The sequence below is a fragment of the Streptomyces sp. VRA16 Mangrove soil genome (assembly GCF_017377775.1).
In the GTDB taxonomy this organism is placed as follows: Bacteria; Actinomycetota; Actinomycetes; order Streptomycetales; family Streptomycetaceae; genus Streptomyces.
The window spans coordinates 67391-83080 of the sequence record NZ_JAFVLN010000019.1; the positions used below are offsets into that span (position 1 = coordinate 67391).

17 protein-coding genes and 1 tRNA gene are annotated in these 15690 nt (G+C 71.0%); 11 read left to right on the top strand and 7 right to left on the bottom strand.

Annotated elements, in window-relative coordinates:
* The first annotated feature begins 50 nt into the window (after positions 1 to 50).
* Positions 51 to 1322, top strand: coding sequence for a serine--tRNA ligase (serS, locus tag J3486_RS36485; protein WP_207828107.1), 1272 nt, complete (start codon positions 51 to 53; stop codon positions 1320 to 1322).
* 70 nt (positions 1323 to 1392) lie between these two features.
* The gene (locus J3486_RS36490; protein ID WP_207828108.1) at positions 1393 to 2220 is read left to right on the top strand and encodes an HAD family hydrolase; all 828 of its coding nucleotides are present in this window, start codon (positions 1393 to 1395) and stop codon (positions 2218 to 2220) included.
* Between the two features lie 154 nt (positions 2221 to 2374).
* Here J3486_RS36490 and J3486_RS36495 read toward each other — a convergent pair.
* Positions 2375 to 2462 (bottom strand) — tRNA-Ser (locus J3486_RS36495).
* 31 nt (positions 2463 to 2493) lie between these two features.
* Between J3486_RS36495 and J3486_RS36500 the strand changes: the two genes are divergently transcribed.
* Positions 2494 to 2673 carry a hypothetical protein gene (locus J3486_RS36500; protein WP_207828109.1) on the top strand — a complete coding sequence of 60 codons (180 nt, stop codon included), beginning with the start codon at positions 2494 to 2496 and terminating at the stop codon, positions 2671 to 2673.
* A 42-nt stretch (positions 2674 to 2715) separates the two neighbouring features.
* On the opposite strand, the gene J3486_RS36505 is transcribed toward J3486_RS36500, so the two are convergent.
* From J3486_RS36505 to J3486_RS36525, 5 genes are all read right to left on the bottom strand, one after another.
* Positions 2716 to 2925 carry a hypothetical protein gene (locus J3486_RS36505; protein ID WP_207828110.1) on the bottom strand — a complete coding sequence of 70 codons (210 nt, stop codon included), beginning with the start codon at positions 2923 to 2925 and terminating at the stop codon, positions 2716 to 2718.
* Between the two features lie 128 nt (positions 2926 to 3053).
* A complete protein-coding gene (locus J3486_RS36510) occupies positions 3054 to 3773 on the bottom strand; it encodes an ABC transporter permease (protein ID WP_207828111.1) in 720 nt (239 codons plus the stop codon).
* A gap of 20 nt (positions 3774 to 3793) precedes the next feature.
* On the bottom strand, positions 3794 to 4705 hold the full coding sequence (locus tag J3486_RS36515) for an ABC transporter ATP-binding protein (protein ID WP_207828112.1): 912 nt from the start codon (positions 4703 to 4705) through the stop codon (positions 3794 to 3796).
* Positions 4706 to 4754: 49 nt separating this feature from the next.
* The gene (locus tag J3486_RS36520; RefSeq protein WP_207828113.1) at positions 4755 to 5642 is read right to left on the bottom strand and encodes an ABC transporter permease subunit; all 888 of its coding nucleotides are present in this window, start codon (positions 5640 to 5642) and stop codon (positions 4755 to 4757) included.
* The gene (locus tag J3486_RS36525) at positions 5642 to 6664 is read right to left on the bottom strand and encodes an ABC transporter ATP-binding protein (RefSeq protein WP_207828205.1); all 1023 of its coding nucleotides are present in this window, start codon (positions 6662 to 6664) and stop codon (positions 5642 to 5644) included. The genes J3486_RS36520 and J3486_RS36525 overlap by 1 nt, the downstream gene beginning before the upstream one ends.
* A gap of 301 nt (positions 6665 to 6965) precedes the next feature.
* Here J3486_RS36525 and J3486_RS36530 point away from each other — a divergent pair, with 301 nt between their 5' ends.
* From J3486_RS36530 to J3486_RS36570, 8 genes are all read left to right on the top strand, one after another.
* Positions 6966 to 7808: a M24 family metallopeptidase gene (locus tag J3486_RS36530; protein ID WP_207828114.1), complete on the top strand. Its 843-nt coding sequence runs from the start codon at positions 6966 to 6968 to the stop codon at positions 7806 to 7808.
* Positions 7808 to 9604, top strand: a complete 1797-nt coding sequence (locus J3486_RS36535) for an SDR family oxidoreductase (RefSeq protein WP_207828115.1) — start codon at positions 7808 to 7810, stop codon at positions 9602 to 9604. The genes J3486_RS36530 and J3486_RS36535 overlap by 1 nt, the downstream gene beginning before the upstream one ends.
* Positions 9601 to 10275 (top strand): metal-dependent hydrolase, encoded by a 675-nt coding sequence (locus J3486_RS45290; protein ID WP_374194812.1) that lies wholly within the window; start codon positions 9601 to 9603, stop codon positions 10273 to 10275. The genes J3486_RS36535 and J3486_RS45290 overlap by 4 nt, the downstream gene beginning before the upstream one ends.
* 71 nt (positions 10276 to 10346) lie before the next feature.
* A complete protein-coding gene (locus J3486_RS36550) occupies positions 10347 to 11300 on the top strand; it encodes a MerR family transcriptional regulator (RefSeq protein WP_207828206.1) in 954 nt (317 codons plus the stop codon).
* A 148-nt stretch (positions 11301 to 11448) separates the two neighbouring features.
* Positions 11449 to 11988, top strand: a complete 540-nt coding sequence (locus tag J3486_RS36555) for an RNA 2'-phosphotransferase (protein ID WP_207828116.1) — start codon at positions 11449 to 11451, stop codon at positions 11986 to 11988.
* A gap of 45 nt (positions 11989 to 12033) precedes the next feature.
* Entirely contained in the window at positions 12034 to 12513 is a 480-nt protein-coding gene (locus tag J3486_RS36560) for a hypothetical protein (RefSeq protein WP_207828117.1), read from the top strand.
* 132 nt (positions 12514 to 12645) lie between these two features.
* Positions 12646 to 13596 (top strand): LLM class flavin-dependent oxidoreductase, encoded by a 951-nt coding sequence (locus tag J3486_RS36565; protein ID WP_207828118.1) that lies wholly within the window; start codon positions 12646 to 12648, stop codon positions 13594 to 13596.
* A 100-nt stretch (positions 13597 to 13696) separates the two neighbouring features.
* The gene (locus J3486_RS36570; RefSeq protein WP_207828119.1) at positions 13697 to 14629 is read left to right on the top strand and encodes an HAD-IIB family hydrolase; all 933 of its coding nucleotides are present in this window, start codon (positions 13697 to 13699) and stop codon (positions 14627 to 14629) included.
* On the opposite strand, the gene J3486_RS36575 is transcribed toward J3486_RS36570, so the two are convergent.
* On the bottom strand, positions 14619 to 15665 hold the full coding sequence (locus J3486_RS36575) for a M23 family metallopeptidase (RefSeq protein ID WP_207828120.1): 1047 nt from the start codon (positions 15663 to 15665) through the stop codon (positions 14619 to 14621). The genes J3486_RS36570 and J3486_RS36575 overlap by 11 nt on opposite strands.
* Positions 15666 to 15690 lie beyond the last annotated feature (25 nt).

Genomic DNA, 15690 nt, shown 5'->3' on the forward strand with positions numbered 1-15690 from the left:
ACCCGGATATCGGTTCGTGAGCCGGAACCCCGCACCGGTAGCCTGGAGGGGTGATTGACCTTCGCCTGCTCCGTGAGGACCCCGACCGTGTTCGCGCCTCCCAGCGCGCCCGTGGAGAGGACGTCGCGCTCGTCGACGCCGTCCTGTCCGCCGACGAGCGGCGCAGGTCGTCCGGGCTCCGCTACGACGAACTCCGTTCCGAGCAGAAGTCGCTCGGCAAGCTCATGGGCAAGGCCACGCCCGAGGAGCGCGCGGAGCTGCTCAAGAAGGGCGAGTCCCTCAAGGCCGACGTGAAGGCCGCCGAGGCCGACCAGCGCGAGGCCGAGGAGGAGACCCAGCGTCTCGCCCTCCAGCTGGGCAACATCGTGCACCCCGACGTCCCGCGCGGCGGCGAGGAGGACTTCGTCGTCCTGGAGACGCACGGCACGATCCGCGACTTCGGTGCCGAGGGCTTCGAGCCCAAGGACCACCTGGAGCTCGGCGAGGCGCTCGGCGCCATCGACGTCCAGCGCGGCGCGAAGGTCTCCGGCTCGCGCTTCTACTACCTCACCGGCGTCGGCGCCCTCCTGGAGCTGGCGCTGGTCAACGCGGCGATCGCGCAGGCCACCGAGGCCGGCTTCACGCCGATGCTGACCCCCGCCCTGGTGCGCCCGCGCGCCATGGAGGGCACCGGCTTCCTCGGCCAGGCCGCCGAGAACGTGTACCACCTGGAGAAGGACGACTACTACCTGGTCGGCACCTCCGAGGTCCCGCTCGCGGCGTACCACATGGACGAGATCGTCGAGGCGGACCAGCTGCCGCTGCGCTACGCCGGCTTCTCGCCGTGCTTCCGCCGCGAGGCCGGCACGTACGGCAAGGACACCCGCGGCATCTTCCGCGTGCACCAGTTCGACAAGGTCGAGATGTTCTCGTACGTCGACCCGGCGGACGCGGAGAACGAGCACCAGCGTCTCCTGGAGTGGGAGAAGCAGTGGCTGACCGGCCTGGAGCTGCCGTTCCAGGTGATCGACGTCGCCACCGGTGACCTCGGCTCCTCGGCCTCCCGCAAGTTCGACTGCGAGGCGTGGATCCCCACCCAGGGCAAGTACCGCGAGCTGACCTCGGCCTCGAACTGCGACGGCTTCCAGGCCCGCCGCCTGTCCGTCCGGATGCGCGACGGGAAGAAGGTCCAGCCGCTGGCGACGCTGAACGGCACGCTGTGCGCCGTCCCGCGCACCATCGTGGCCATCCTCGAGAACCACCAGCAGGCCGACGGCTCGGTGCGGGTTCCGGAGATGCTGCGGCCGTACCTTGGGGGACGCACCACCCTGGACCCCAAGTAAGCGCAGCCCGATCCGGGCGGCACAGGCCGCTCAGCCTGTGCCGCCCGCACCCCCTGGAGCCGAACGCCAAGTGAGCCACCCCGCTCCCCTCGCCCCTTCCTTCCCGTACAAGCTCGTGGCGACCGACCTCGACGGGACGCTGCTGCGTCCCGACGAGACGGTCTCCGAGCGCACGCGCGCCGCGCTGACCGCGGCCACCGCGGCGGGCGCGGCACACATCGTCGTGACCGGCAGGGCAGTGCCCTGGACCCGCCACATCCTGGAGGACCTCGGGTACGAGGGGCTCGCGGTGTGCGGCCAGGGCGCGCAGGTCTACCACGCGGGGGAGCAGCGGCTCCTCACCTCGGTGACGCTCGACCGGCAGCTCGCGGGCCTCGCGCTGGCCAAGATCGAGGCGGAGATCGGCCCGCTGGCGCTCGCCGCGAGCCGTGACGGTCTCGACGGCGAGGTCATCGTCGGACCCGGCTACCAGGTCGGCGAGGGCCACCTGCCCGCCGTCCCCTTCACGGACGTCGCGGAGCTGTGGGCGGCGCCGCTCAACAAGGTGTACGTGCAGCACCCCGGCCTCTCCGACGACCAGCTCGCGGAGATCACGCGCACCGTCGCCGGTGATCTGGTGGGCGTCACGATGGCGGGCGAGGGCATCGTGGAGCTGCTCCCGCTCGGCCTCTCCAAGGCCACGGGCCTGTCGCTGGCGGCCCGCCGCCTGGGCGCGAAGGCCGCCGACACGATCGCGTTCGGCGACATGCCCAACGACATCCCGATGTTCGGCTGGGCCGCCCACGGCGTGGCCATGGCCAACGCCCACGACCAGCTCAAGGCAGTGGCGAACGAGATCACGACGTCCAACGCGGACGACGGCATCGCAGTGGTCCTGGAACGCCTGCTCCACGCCTGACCGCCCGGGCCGAAGCCCCGCCAGGGGCGCGGGGAACTGCGCGACCGGCCCGCCACAACCAGCACCCGGGCACCGGGCGGACGCACCGCGGCGGGATGCCGTGACAGGCCGCAGGCCTGCCCGAACACCGCCCCAGCACAGCGCAGCGAAAACGCGGAGGATGCGCGGATCGAACGCGCGCAGGGAGACAAACCCTGACGACGGCTTAGCAAGCCGCTGCCTTACCACTCGGCCAATCCTCCGGGTGGGCGGCCCACGCGCCGCAGAAGGCGCGTGCTCGAAGCGGCCGCCCCGGGCAGCACACCCCTGGGGCGGGGCTCCACGGAGTGCAGTGACTACTCCGGAGCCTGCCTCGGGCTGCCCTGTCGGGAGCTCGACGGACTACTGATCAACATCGTCGCGCTCCTCTCCCGGCGGATGGCCGCCGGCACCCTCATGGGCCCGGCGCGGTGACACCAACTACTCTGCTACGTCGCCGAGTTGCCCGCCACCGAATTATCGGCGGCGCCACTTCCGACGCCGCGCCTTGCTGAAGAACCACCCGGCGGGCGGCTCGTCGGACCGCCACGGCTGCGGCTCCGGCGCCTCCCTGCTCCAGCGGGCGGTGAGCATGCGGGCCCGCGCGGACGGCTCGCTCGTCTCCGCCTCGCGTATGAAGTCGGCGTCCAGCACCACGTCGTCCCACGCATCGCGATCGCCGGCCATCACTGATCCTCCTCGGGTGCCATAAAGACGCATAAAGGACATGCACCCTCCCACCAGTGTCCCGGCGAGAGGGTGAAATCCGCATCAAGAGCCGCACCGAGAGCCGCGAGCGGCCCGGGCAGGCGGTTCTACTCCTCCCCCGCCAGGGTCAGCGAGCGCAGCCTCTGCCCCGCGTACCAGGTCGCGAGCACGGTCACGGCCACCAGGAAGACGGTCGCGAGCGGCAGCCCGACGTCCGAGGTGACGAGCTCGCCGCCGGCCACCTTCTGGGCCACCGCGAGCGACCACTGCTGCACGCTGAGGGTGCGTGCCCCGGCGACCAGCGAGCCGAAGAGCGCCTCCCACACCAGGGCGTAGACGAGGCCGAAGACGACCGCGTGCCGGGTGACCGTGCCCAGCAGCAGGAAGATCGCGGCGTACGCGATGGAGGCCACCAGGGCGGCGATCGTGTAGGCGACGGCGATCTGCTGCCCGTTCCCGTTCAGGATCAGACCGGCGATCAGGGTCGGGACCGCGGAGAACACCATGGTCACGGCGATGGCCACGATGAGCTTGGTGAAGATGATCGTGGGCCGTTTGACGGGCTTGGACAGCAGATAGACGACGGAGCCGTCGTCGATCTCCGGCCCGATGGCCCCGGTCCCCGCGATGACACCGATCAGCGGCACCATCGTGGCGAGCGCGAAACCGCCCAGGACGTCGACGGCGGTCTGGTCGTCGGCTCCGGTCAGCCCGCGGACGAGTCCGGCGATCACGACGAGCAGCACCGGCAGCGCGAAGAGGATGAGGGCCCGGCGGCGGCCGAGCAGGGCCCGGTAGGTGAGCCGGGCGACAGTGGGGTCGTACATCAGGGCCTCCTGTGCCGTGACTAGGCCGCGACCAGATAAGAGAAGACGGACTCGAGGGACTCGTCGGACGGCGAGACCGTGAGCAGGCGGATGCCGTGCGCCTGCGCGACCTTGGGCAGCAGCGTGGTGAACCGGCCGAAGTCGACGGCCTGAACGCGCAACGCGCCCTCCTTCAGGTCGACTTCGATGCCCGCCGTCGACGGGTCCGCGATCAGCGCGGCGGCCAGCGCCCGGTCGTCGCTGGAGCGGATCAGATAGCGGTGCGGGCGGTCGGTCATCAGGCGGCGGATCTTGCGGAAGTCACCGCTGGCCGCGTGGCGTCCGGCGACGATCACCTCGATGTGGGAGGCGAGTTGCTCGACCTCTTCGAGGATGTGCGAGGAGAACAACACCGTGCGGCCCTCGTCCCCCATGCGCCGCAGCAGGTCCATGAGCTGCATGCGCTGGCGCGGGTCCATGCCGTTGAACGGCTCGTCGAGCAGCAGCACCGACGGGTTGTGGACCAGTGCGGAGGCCATCTTCACGCGCTGCCGCATGCCCTTGGAGTACGTCTGGATCTTGCGGTCCTGGGCGTACTCCATCTCCACGGTGGCGAGCGCCGCCTGCGCCTCCTTCTGGCCGAGGCCGTGCAACTCCGCGTTGGCGACGACGAATTCGCGGCCCGTGAGGAAGTCGTACATGCCCTCGCGCTCGGGCACGATGCCGATGTGGCGGTAGATCTGTTCGTTGCGCCAGATCTGCTGTCCGTCGAGCGTGACCGTCCCGTTCGAGGGGGCCAGGAAGCCGCCCATCATGTTGATGAGGGTCGACTTGCCCGCGCCGTTGGGCCCGAGCAGGCCGGTGACGCCGGGACCGATGGTCATCGTGACGTCGTTGACGGCGACGACGTTGCCGAACCATCGCGAGACGTGGTCGATGGAAAGAGTGCTCATGGGCGCGGCCCATTCTTTGGAAGGGTGGCGGTGGGAGACGGGTGGGCGGTCACAGTCCGACCTTCCGGTAGCGGCGCATCAGCAGCCCGTAGGAGCCGGCGATGAGCCCGAGGACGACGAGCAGATACACCACGCCCTGGCCGGTGGAGGGGCCGTGCGCCCCGGGGAAGGCGGACGTGGCGCCGAGGAAGGCGGTCTGTACGCCGTCGATGAGCGTGATCGGCGAGAAGAGACCGAGCCAGGACACCGCGCCGCTGTTGTCCTGCGCGTCGGCGATCGCCTGGACGGTGGAGACCGCTCCGTAGGAGATGGTCAGCACGGCGATGACGGCGGCGATGCCGAAGCCGCGGCGCGGCGTGACGGCGGAGACGACGAGGCCGATCCCGGCGAGGAGCAGCGACAGCAGTGCCACGGACACCAGCCCCTGGGCGAATCCCTTGGTCTGCTCGGTGAAGTCCAGCTTGGCGAGCAGAGCGCCTACGTAGAGGACGATCAGCGGCGCCGCGGTGAGCACGAACAGGGCGCAGGTCATGGCGGCGAACTTCGCCACCACGTAGTCCACGCGCTCGATGGGGCGCGAGAAGTAGAGCGGCACCGACTTGAAGCGCAGGTCGCGGGAGACGGCCTGAGGTGCCTGCGAGGCGACGTAGAGGCCGATGACGGCCTGGAGGACGATCGCGTAGCGCGTGTAGTCCAGCGGCAGGTCCTTCGCCTTCGTGGCGACGGCGACCGCGACCATGATCAGCGCCGGGACGCACATCACGACGAAGAGCAGCATCGGCAGCACCTTCGACTTGGCCGAGCGGCCCAGGCCGTACGCGCCCCGCAGGCTCTGTGAGAAGAGCGAGCGGCGGGCGTACGCGCGGCCCAGGCGCGGTCCGTCGTAGTGGCGGTAGCCGATGTTGTGGATCTGTGTGTTCAAGGGTTCCGTGCTCATCACGCGGCCCCTCCCGTCTGTCCCTGCTGTCCTGTCCGCTGAGCGGCGGTGGCCGCCCAGGCCGCGGCGCGCTCGGAGACCTGCGGCTCCTCCACGGGCTTGAAGACCTCGGCGATGTGGTGCCTGCGCTGTTCCATCCGTACGAGTCCCAGGCCCAGGTCGGCGACGACGTCGCGCACGATGTCGTACGTCTCGTCGCCCTGCGCGGTGATGAGGATCGTGTGCCCCGCGCCGGGCAGCTCGCCGCCGGTGCTGGTCTCGATGCCGCGCTGGGCGAACGCCTCACGCAACGCGGCTGTCCCGTCCGGGTGTTCGTCGCTGTCGGTGACCTCGATCGCGAGGGTCGCCGTGGACTGGGTGAAGTCGGTGGTGGAGCTGGAGCGCAGCAGCTTGCCGCCGTCGATGACCACCACGTGGTCACAGGTGCGCTCCAGCTCGCCGAGCAGGTGCGAGGTGACGAGGACCGAGATGCCGAAGTCGCTGTGCACCCGGCGGATCAGGTCGAGCATGTCGTCGCGGCCGACCGGGTCCAGGCCGTTCGTCGGCTCGTCCAGGAAGACCAGCTGCGGGTCGTGGACGAGGGCCTGGGCCAGCTTCACGCGCTGCTTCATGCCCGTCGAATAGCCGCCGATGGGGCGGTAGCGCTCCTCGTACAGGCCGACGTGGCGCAGCGTGTCCGCGGTGCGCTCACGGGCGGCGGTGGGCGGCAGGCCCGACATGCGCGCCATGTGGACGACGAACTCGGTGGCCGAGACGTCGGGCGGCAGGCAGTCGTGCTCCGGCATGTACCCGACCCGCTCGCGGATGGCGGGACCCGACGACGGATCCGCGACGTCGAGGCCGAGCACTTCGGCGCGGCCCTCCGTGGCGGGGGACAGACCCAGCAGGATCTTGATCATGGTGGACTTGCCGGCTCCATTGGCCCCGACGAGTCCGGTCACCCCGGGCCCGATGTCCATGGTCAGCCGGTCAAGCGCGGTCACCCGGGGGAACCGCTTGCTCAGGCTTTCGGTCGCGATCACAGTCACGGTTCGAAAGTAGTGGCGCAGGCCACACGAGGCGTCAGACCAGGGTGTCGACCTCGTATGAGACCTGAGTATTACGGGTCCGTAGGGGTCATCCCCGAGTAGCCCGCCGCCCCGCGGGCGCCGGCCCGCCCCGGGGGGCGGCGCTGTGCACAACCGGCGGGTTTTCCACAGTCTTGCCCCGGCCTCTTGACGTCGCCGTCAGCCATTGTCACATTCATCAGTGTCAAGTTACGAGCGCGTACGGCGACGGCCCGGTCACGGGATCCGGGCGGCCGTGACCCGGACGGACGGTGGCATGACCTCAGCAGTGGTACGTGAACTCTCGGCGGAGCTGCGGGGGTTCAAGGAAGTGCAGACGCTCGCGTACGAGTGCGCGGAAGCGGTCGCGGCGCAGCTCAAGCCAGGGGTGACCGAGCGCGAGGCGGCGCGGATGCAGCGCGAGTGGCTGCGCGAGCGCGGGGTGCGGGACTGGTTCCATCTGCCCTTCGCCTGGTTCGGGGACCGCACGGCGTTCGTGAACTTCCGCATACCGCTGCAGTTCTTCCCCACGAACCGGAGGCTGGAGGCGGGGATGCCGTTCATCCTCGACATGGCCCCCGTGTACAAGGGACACACCGCGGACATCGGCTACTCGGGCTGCCTCGGCCTCAACCCCCTGCACGACAAGCTCCTTTCGGACCTCAAGGACCACCGGGAGCTGATCCTGCGCGAGGTCCGCGAGCGGCGCACGCTGCGGGAGATCTACGAGGACGTCGACCGGCTGATGGGACGCCAGGGGTATGCGAACCGGCACCGGGCCTACCCCTTCGGCGTGATCGCGCACAAGGTCGACCGGGTCAGGCCGCGCCGCGTCAACCCCACGCTGTTCGGCTTCGGCACGCAGTCGCTGAAGGGTCTGGCGAGCGACGCGCTGCACGGGCACCGGGACGGCTGGTCGCCACTGTGGTCGCCGTACAAGTTCTCCGACCATCCGCCGCGGCCCGGCCTGTGGGCGGTGGAACCCCACCTCGGATTCCGGGGCACGGGCGCCAAGTTCGAGGAGCTCCTCGTGGTCACGGACTCCAAGGACCCCGAGGAGAGCGCCTTTTGGCTGGACGACGATCTGCCGCACGTGCGGCGCTGGGCGGAGGGCATCTGATGACGGACCTGACGAAGATCCACGGCGCGCGCGAGCGCACGGTGCACACGGGCGGCGTCGAGCTGAACGTGGTGGAGCTGGGGAACACCGGGGACGCGGCGCGGCCCACGGTCGTGCTCGTGCACGGCTACCCGGACTCCAAGGAAGTCTGGTCGGAGGTCGCCACCCGGCTCGCCGACCGCTGCGGGTTCCATGTGGTCCTCTACGACATACGCGGCCACGGCCGCTCCACCGCGCCCAAGCCGCTCCGCGGCGGCTTCACCCTGGAGAAGCTCACCGACGACTTCGTGGCGGTCATCGACGCGGTGAGCCCGGACAAGCCCGTCCACGTGGTGGGGCACGACTGGGGTTCGGTGCAGTCGTGGGAGTTCGTCACGGTCAAGCGCACCGAGGGTCGCATCGCGTCCTTCACGTCGATGTCGGGCCCGTCCCTCGACCACTTCGGGCACTGGATCAAGCAGCGGATGAAGCGGCCCACGCCCCGCAAGGTGGGCCAGCTCCTCGGCCAGGGCGCCAAGTCCTGGTACGTGTACATGCTGCACACGCCCGTGCTGCCCGAGCTGGCCTGGCGCGGGCCGCTCGGCAAGCGCTGGCCGAAGATCCTGGAGCGCGTGGAGCGGGTGCCGTCCGGCGACTACCCGACGGCGTCCCTGCCCTCGGACGCCGCGCACGGTGCCTGGCTGTACCGGGACAACGTACGGGCGCGGCTCACCCACCCGCGCGACGACGCGTACGCGCACGCGCCCGTGCAGCTCATCACGCCGCTCGGGGACGCCTTCCTGTCGCCGAAGCTGTACGACCAGCTGGAGCTGTGGGCGCCGCAGTTGACGCGCCGCACGCTGCCCGCCAAGCACTGGGTGCCGCGCACCCGGCCCGATCAGCTCACCGCCTGGATCGGCGCGTTCGTGACGGCCCACGAGGAGCAGGAGGCGGGGGTGCCCGCACAGCAGAAGGTGGCCGACGGCAAGTACGCGGACCGGTTCGGTGGCCAGCTCGTGCTCGTCACCGGGGCGGGCAGCGGCATCGGGCGGGCCACCGCGTTCGCGTTCGCCGAGGCCGGCGCGCGTGTGATCGCCGTCGACCGGGACGCCGAGAGCGTCGCGCGCACCGCCGAGATGGCCCAGCTCATCGGCGCGCCCCAGGCGTGGGCGGAGACCGTCGACGTCACGGACGAGCAGGCCATGGAGAAGCTCGCCGAGAAGGTCGCCGCCGAGTACGGGGTGGTCGACGTCCTGGTGAACAACGCGGGCATCGGTCTGTCCGGCTCGTTCTTCGACACGACGCCGGAGGACTGGAAGAAGGTCCTCGACGTGAACCTGTGGGGGGTCATCCACGGCTGCCGGCTGTTCGGCAGGCAGATGGCCGAGCGCGGGCAGGGCGGCCACATCGTGAACACCGCGTCCGCGGCCGCGTACCAGCCCTCGAAGGCGCTCCCCGCCTACTCCACCTCCAAGGCCGCGGTCCTCATGCTCAGCGAGTGTCTCCGCGCCGAGCTGGCCGGTCGGGGCATCGGCGTCTCCGCGATCTGCCCCGGGCTGGTGAACACGAACATCACGGCGACGGCCCGTTTCGTGGGCGCCGACGCCGCCGAGGAGCAGCGCCGGCAGAAGAAGTCCTCGCGCCTGTACGGCCTGCGCAACTATCCGCCGGAGAAGGTCGCCGACGCGATCCTCGCCGCCGTCGTGCACAGCAAGGCGGTCGTGCCGGTCACCCCGGAGGCCCGCGGCGCCCACCTCATGTCCCGCTTCACCCCCAGGGCCCTGCGCGCCGTCGCCCGGCTGGAGCCGCCGCTGTGAGCACCGACGACGCACCGGACCCCGCGAAAGGCGAGCACCACGCGATCACTCCGCGCCGCGTCTCCTTCGACTGGGAGGCGACGCCGCTGCACTGGATACCGGACGAGCCGACGGCCACCCACGTCATCAACGTGCTGCATCTGTTGCTGCCCGCGGGGGAGCGCTGGTTCGTGAAGGTCTTCAAGGAGGGCCTGTCCCTGGTCGAGAACACCTTTCTCGTCACCCGAAGGAATGACGATCCGACTAGCGGCTTGCAAGGTCCTCCTATTGCTCAGATACCGTCGTCCATACGACCTGGGACGCCGAACATGGCGCCAACGTACGGGGCCCCTGCTCCACCAGTGAGATGGTTCAGGGCCTCCTCGTCGTCTTTGGCCCTGTTCACCCGGCCAGGCCCACGCACGCGTGGGCTCGGGGGCGCCGCCTTCCTCGCACGGCACGACCCTCAGCTCGCCGGCCGCCCGCGCTACTCGCTGGCCGAGCACAACAAGGCGGTGCGCAAGGGCCTGCTGCCCTCCTGGCGTGACCTGGACGCGGCGATACCGCGCTATCTGCGCCGGTCGTACCATCCCTCGCAGGAGGGTTCGCTGCGCAGGGCCGTCGAGTATCTGGCGGTGTCGCCCGCGGCGCGGGCCGCGGCGGGCGCGATCGGCCGCTCGGCGATCGCGTGAGGCGTCCGGGACCTTCCACAGGTGTGACCGGGTACGACCGAGGGGCGTGGGGCGTGGCAGAGCGATCGGCCGTGACGGGACGGGAGGGCGGGCCGGACAGGGCCGACAGGACGGGCCGGCCGGGCGCCGAGTACCGGATCGAGGACCTGGCCCACCACAGCGGCGCCACGGTCCGCACGATCCGGGCCTACCAGGACCGCGGACTGCTGCCGCGCCCCGAGCGGCGCGGCCGGGCCAACGTGTACACGGACACGCATCTGGCGCGGCTGCGCCAGATCGCCGACCTCCTCGACCGGGGCTACACCCTGGCCTCCATCAAGGAGCTCCTGGAGGCCTGGGACGCGGGGCGCGGTCTCGGCGGTGTGCTCGGCCTGGTCGCCGAGGTCGACAAGCCGTGGACGGACGAGCGGGCGGGGCGCATCACCCGGGCCGAGCTCGACGCGATGTTCGGCGGTGACCCCGACGAGGCCGCGGTGCAGGACGCGATCGAGCTGGGCGTGCTGGAGCGGGACCCGGGGAACGACGCCGAGTTCCTCGTGCCGAGCCCTCAAGAGCTCGCGGTGGCCGCCGAGTTGTACGCGTCCGGTGTTCCGCTGTCAGCAATCTCCGGTCATCTCAGGGAGTTGAGGGGACAGGTCGAGCACATAGCCGCGCGTTTCCTGGAGTTCACCACCGAGCACGTCTTCGCGCGCTATCTCGGTCCGCAGCCACCGACGGACGCCGAAGCGGCGGAGGCGGCCGCGCTCGTCCGCCGGCTGCGGCCGCTCGCCCAGCAGTCGGTGGATGTCGAACTCGCGCGCGCGATGCGGTTGTTCGCGACCCGTCATCTGCACCGGCACCTGGCGGCCGGTCCGGTCGCGGCACCGGCCGACGAGCCGCAGTCGGTGGCCCTGCCCGCGGAGACAATGCGCGCCGTGCGCGGTCTGGTTGGGCCGGAGAACGTCGCGGCGTTCATTGCGGCGGCGGCCCAACGCGAGGTACAAGCAAGGACATTGGACGCACTTGCATCAAGTCATGACAAATGACGCCTTGTTGGTCAAGTAGACCTTACTGCCTGTGAGTTGTCCACAGAATTGCCAATTCCCCTGTGGATAACTGGACTTGGTTGTGGATCAAACATGCGAGCCGAAAATTTGGGAGGAGATTACCGAGCGGCTCGGGCACCCTGACGCCATGGACGAACAACGCACCGTCAAGGTGTCGAAGTACCTCTCGAAACACCTGCGGCACGAGCCCGGACGCATCGGCCTGACGCCCGACGAGGCGGGCTGGGTGGAGATCGACGAACTGCTCGCGGCCGCGGCGGCGCACCGGTTCCGGATCACGCGCGCCGAGCTCGACCACGTCGTCGCCACGAACGACAAGCGGCGCTTCGCGATCGAGGGCACCCGCATCCGCGCCAGCCAGGGCCACTCGATCGACGTCGACCTCGGCCTCACCCCCGTGGAACCGCCCGCGTACCTCTACCACGGCACCGTCGCCCGCTTCCTGGACGCGATCCGGGCCGAGGGACTGCGCCCCATGGCCCGGCACGACGTGCATCTGTCGGAGGACCGCGAGACCGCCACCCGCGTCGGCGCCCGCCGCGGCCGCCCAGTCGTGCTGCCGGTGGACGCGGGCGCGATGCACCGCGACGGCCACACCTTCCGCCGAAGCGCCAACGGCGTCTGGCTGACCGCCGCCGTCCCCCCGCGCTACCTCCGCTTTTCCTGACACACCCGGACCGCGGGCGAGCCCTCTGAGGCAAGATCCATAGATATGGACCACGCGAACCGGCCGCACGACCCGCACCACCCCCGTCTGCCCACGACAGAGGCGGCCGTCGCCGCGCTGCGTGAGGTGGCCCGGGAGTTCGACCTGGAGATCGAGGTCACGCACGACATCGGCGCGGACCAGACCTCCCGCCGCTCCCACGCGGGCGTGGGCGTCACCGCCGACCCCGACGGCTCGCTGCCCCACGAGGCCTATGTGGAACTGGGCGGCACCCCACGGATCGACGTCCGGCTCTTCCCCGAGGACGACGCGCTGATCAAGGTCGAGGGCGTCGAGTTCCACGACGTCCCGCGCGACGAGGTCCCCGCGTTCCTTCGGTCCTGCTACGGCGGTCTGGCCCACGTCCGGGGCAAGCGGTTCCCGCCCGGCTACCGGCTCGTCGTGCCGCTGCCCGGCGACCGTACGTACAAGGAGTTCCTGCCGATGATCGGCCTCACCGGGTGGCTGAGCAGCCGCGTGCGCTGACCTCCGGCACGCGGGACGGCCACCGCGTCCCGGACCGCCGGGCCCGCATCGCCACCCACCCCGCCCCCGGAGCTCCGGCGCTCCCCGGCACCGCCCGCGCGCCCCTCGACCGCTCCGCATACGCTCACAGGCATGACCGACACGGCCCGCACGCCCCAGTCCCCGCTCCGCCTGAGCACCGTGATCCTGCCCTACCGCCGTTGGCACGAGGGCGCTCGCGAGGCCTGGGTGCGGGCCGAGGAACTCGGCTTCCACACGGGTTACACGTACGACCACCTGTCCTGGCGCGTGCCGTTCCGCGACGGCCCGTGGTTCGGCGCGATCCCCACGCTGACCGCCGCCGCGACGGCCACCGCGCGGCTGCGCCTGGGCACCCTCGTGACCTCGCCGAACTTCCGCCACCCGGTGACCCTCGCCAAGGAACTGATCTCGCTCGACGACATCTCGGGCGGCCGGATCACGCTGGGCATCGGCGCGGGCGGCACCGGCTTCGACGCGACCGCCCTGGCGCACAGCGAGCAGGAACCGTGGTCCCCGCGCGCGCGTGCGGACCGTTTCGCCGAGTTCGTGCCGCTGCTCGACCGGTTGCTCACCGAGGACGGGAAGGAGGGCGTCTCGTACGACGGCGCGTTCTACTCGGCGGGCGGCGCCCAGAACATCCCGGGCTGTGTGCAGCGCCCCCGGCTGCCCTTCGCGGTGGCCGCGACCGGGCCGCGCGGCCTGAAGCTGGCCGCTCGCCACGGCCAGGCCTGGGTGACCACCGGCGACCCGAAGCTCTTCGAGACGGGCACGCCCGAGCAGTCGATTCAGGCCATTCGCGGACAGGTCGAGAAGCTCACCGCGGCCTGCGACGCCATCGGCCGTGACGTGGCCGAGCTCGACAAGGTCCTGCTCACCGGATTCACCCCGGACCGGGGCCGCCCGCTGGAGTCCGTCGAGGCGTTCGTGGACTTCGCGGGACGCCACCGTGAGCTGGGATTCACCGAGATCGTGGTGCACTGGCCGATTCCTGACACGGCCTTCGCGGCCGACCAGAAGGTCTTCGAACAGATCGCCACCGAGGCGCTCGTCCGGCTCGGCTGACACAGGGACCAGAACCGTTCCGTGTCGTCGTGCGACGGGTGGGGCCGCTGGGCCCGTAGCGCACTCATCTGCGCAACCCGCCGCACGGGCGTGCGCGCATATGCGCGACCATGGTGCGGTGACCTCACCGACTCCTGGGCCCCGGACTCCGGCCCTCTCCGCGCCCCGGCTGATCGCCACGGACCTCGACGGCACTCTGCTGCGCGACGACAAAACCGTTTCTCCTCGTACGGTCGCCGCGCTCGCCGCCGCCGAGGAGGCCGGTATCGAGGTCTTCTTCGTCACGGGCCGCCCGGCCCGCTGGATGGACGTCGTCGCCGACCACGTCCACGGCCACGGCCTGGCGATCTGCGGCAACGGCGCGGCCGTGGTGGATCTGCACGGGGGTCCAGGGCAGCACCGGTTCGTCAAGATCCGTGAGCTGACGGTGCCGGACACCCTGGAGGTCGTACGGATCCTGCGCGCGGCGGCACCGGGCACGTCGTTCGCGGTCGAGCGGACCGGGGGACTGCACCACGAGCCGGCGTACCCGCCGCTGCACCTGGACCCGGCCAAGAGCGTCGCGCCCGCCGAGAAGCTGCTCGCCGAGAGCACCGAGAGCGCCGAGAGCACCGAGAGCGGCGAGCACGCCGAGGGCTCCGCCGCCGACCAGCCGATCCTCAAGCTGCTCGCGTACCACCCGGAGCTCGGCCCGGACGCGTTCCTGACGCTGGCCCGCCGGGCGGTCGGCGACCTGGCGGCCATCACCCGCTCCAGCCCGAGCGCCCTGCTGGAGATCAGCGCGCGCACCGTCTCCAAGGCGAGCACCCTCGAACTGTGCTGCCAGGAGCGCGGCATCTCCCCCGCGGAGGTCGTCGCCTTCGGGGACATGCCCAACGACATGGAGATGCTCGCCTGGGCCGGCGCCTCCTACGCGATGGGCAACGCCCACCCCGACGTGCTCACGGCCGCGACGGGCGTGACGGCGACCAACAACGAGGACGGTGTCGCCCGCGTCATCGAGGAGCTGCTGGCGGCCCGCGCTACAGCCTGACGCCGCGCTCGGCGAACCACGTCACCGGGTCGATCCCCGACCCCAGGTACGGCGTGAGCCGCACCTCGAAGTGCAGGTGCGGCCCCGTCGAGTTGCCGGTGGTGCCGGACTGGCCGATCCACTGGCCCGCCGACACCTGCTGGCCCTGGTCGACGGCGGCGGCCGCCAGATGCGCGTACTGCGTGTAGTAGCCGCCGGGGTGCTGCACGACGACCTCGATGCCGAATCCCCCACCGCAGGACACGCTCACCACGCGTCCGGCCCCCACCGCCCGTACCGGGGTGCCGATGGAGACCGCGAAATCCTGGCCTGTGTGCCGGTGGGCCCAGTGGGCGCCCGCGCTGTCGAAGCCCGCGGACAACGCGTAGTGCTCCACCGGAGGCAACCACGCGCGCGTGGTGCGCAGTTCGGGCTGGTCGAGGCGGACGGCGCCACGGCACTGGCCGGCCGCGGCCGACTGGTTCGCCTCGCTCTGCAGCTGCTGGCGCGCCGTCTCCAGCTTGCTGCGGATCTCGTCCTTCATGCGCGCGAGCTCCACATTGCGCGCTTCCAGGGCGTGCCACGCGGCCGTCGCCCTGCGCTGCCCGACGGCCAGCCGGTGCTCGGCACGGCGGCTCTTGTCCACGGCGTTGTTGACCGCCAGGTCGGCCTGCCAGACGGCCCGTTGACCGTGCATCAGCTCCTCGGGGCGGTCGCTGAGCAGCATCTGGGCCGTGAGCGGGATGTCGCCGCCGCTGCGGTACTGGGCGCGGGCGATCCGGCCGAGGTCGTCGTGGAGCGCGGCGATCTCCCGTCGCTCCCGCGCGAGCAGCCGCTCCATCTTCCGCGCCCTGCCCTTCTGGACGGCCGCCGCCTTGCGCCCCTCTTCGTAGTGCTGCGTCGCCGTCGACGCCTCCTCCAGGAGCCGGGCCACCCGGGCGCTCGGCTCAGGGCCCTCCTCGGAGAGGGCGGGCGTGCCGCCCAGTGCGAGGAGCAGGCACAACAACACCGCGGGTACGACGAACGAGCTGCTGGAACGGCGGTGTCCTGGACGCATGTCCCGGATGGCTGCCCGCTGCGTC